The sequence below is a fragment of the Bacillus sp. JJ783 genome (genome assembly GCF_036963225.1).
GTDB lineage: Bacteria > Bacillota > Bacilli > Bacillales > Bacillaceae_G > Bacillus_A > Bacillus_A cereus_U.
In genome coordinates, this window is record NZ_JBALMG010000221.1 from 1 (window position 1) to 1,513 (window position 1,513).

Below are 1,513 nucleotides of genomic sequence, written 5' to 3' on the forward strand. Positions count from 1 at the left end.
ACTCAAGCCCCCACTGAAATGCTTCATCTCAGTGAGGGGAGTTGACGATGATAGAGGATGTGAAGTAATTGCGAAGAATAAAGAAAAGATACGGGATTTATATGAGAAGTATAAAGAGTGGATACCAGAATATGAACGAGAGAGTATAGATGACTTATTTACATGAAAATAGGAGGAAGTGAAGTGTGTAATGAAAAGGATCGCAATTGTATCTGCATGGGAACCAGAGCTTACGTATTTGCATCAACATTATCCAAGTGAGCGTGTAGAAAAAATAGCAGCTTGGGAATTTCATTTTCATTCTATTAATGAATTAGAAGTTATTTCAGTTGTAACTGGTGTCGGTAAAGTAAGTTGTGCTAGTTGTGTACAACTATTAATAAGTGAATTCCAGCCAGATCAGTTATTTATGACAGGGATTTGCGGGAGTTTATCAGATAAGGTGAAAAATGGACACATCGTTGTAGCTCTTAATACTTTGCAGCATGATGTTACTGCGGCTGGTTCAGGAGAAGATAGTTTTAATCTATATGATGGTAGAACAGCACCTATTGAAACAACTAAATCACTCGTAAAGCGAATGAAGAAATTGCGTTCGTATGACCCGGTCCATTTTGGTACATTTCTATCTGGAGATCAACGTATTCGAAGTTCAGAAATGAGGTATTTACTTCATACTGTATACGGTGCTTTAGCCGTTGATCAAGAAGTGGCAGCATTTGCTTATGTATGTCGTGTAAATAACAAACCATTTCTATGTTTAAAAGCTGCCTCAGATCAAGCGAATGACAAAACGAAAGAAGAACAAAAGGTTTTTAAAATGTTAGCATGTGAACGAGCATGTGAGCATTTAATTACTTTTTTACGTGTTTATGAGATTACTGTAGTTAACAATGTATAGTAAGAGGAGTATAGTGATGAAAGCTACAAATAAAATAGCGATTCTTGGTGCGAATGGAAAAGTCGGAAAATTCCTCGTAAATCAAGCGTTAGAAAAGGGCTATCAAGTACGAATATTAACGAGAAATTCTAAAAATATGACGATAACTAATGAAAATATAGAGACTATCAGTGGGGATGCCCGCGATTTTTCAGTCATACAGGAATTACTTCAAGGGTGTAAAGCTGTGATTAATGCGGTGGGTCAGCCGAAAAATGAACTTTATATTTTTAGTACAGTTACGAAGCATGTTTTAAAAGTAATGAAGGAATATGAAATGAAGCGCTATATTCTTATTTCTGGAGGCTCCTTAAATGTAAAAGGAGATCAGAAGGGAATTGCAAATAAAATAGGGGCTAATTTGTTTCGATTATTTCTTCCAAAGATGATGCAGGATAAATATAAAGAATTGCAAATTATACAAAGTAGTGAAATAGATTGGACAATTGTTAGATTACCGTTTGTTATAGAGGGAAATGGGATTGGTGATATTAAAGAGAGTTTAGTAGATATGCCAGGAATCAAAATTCAAAATGGGGATATTGCACCGTTTGTAATAAAACAAATTAATAG

The 1,513-nt window shown here is 35.1% G+C and carries 3 protein-coding genes; all 3 read left to right on the top strand.

Annotation, left to right across the window (positions count from 1 at the left end; genetic code table 11):
• On the top strand, positions 1 to 166 hold a 166-nt coding region (locus tag V7038_RS28530; RefSeq protein WP_335696017.1), incomplete at its 5' end, for a DUF3885 domain-containing protein.
• 24 nt (positions 167 to 190) lie between these two features.
• Complete coding sequence (gene mtnN / locus V7038_RS28535) at positions 191 to 901, top strand: 5'-methylthioadenosine/S-adenosylhomocysteine nucleosidase (protein ID WP_002032255.1); 711 nt, start codon at positions 191 to 193, stop codon at positions 899 to 901.
• A gap of 16 nt (positions 902 to 917) precedes the next feature.
• On the top strand, positions 918 to 1,513 hold a 596-nt coding region (locus V7038_RS28540), incomplete at its 3' end, for an SDR family oxidoreductase (protein WP_335696016.1).

Excerpts from the sequence above, each read along its gene's own strand:
- mtnN (WP_002032255.1), top strand. The coding sequence starts at position 191 with ATGAAAAGGATCGCAATTGTATCTGCATGGGAACCAGAGCTTACGTAT.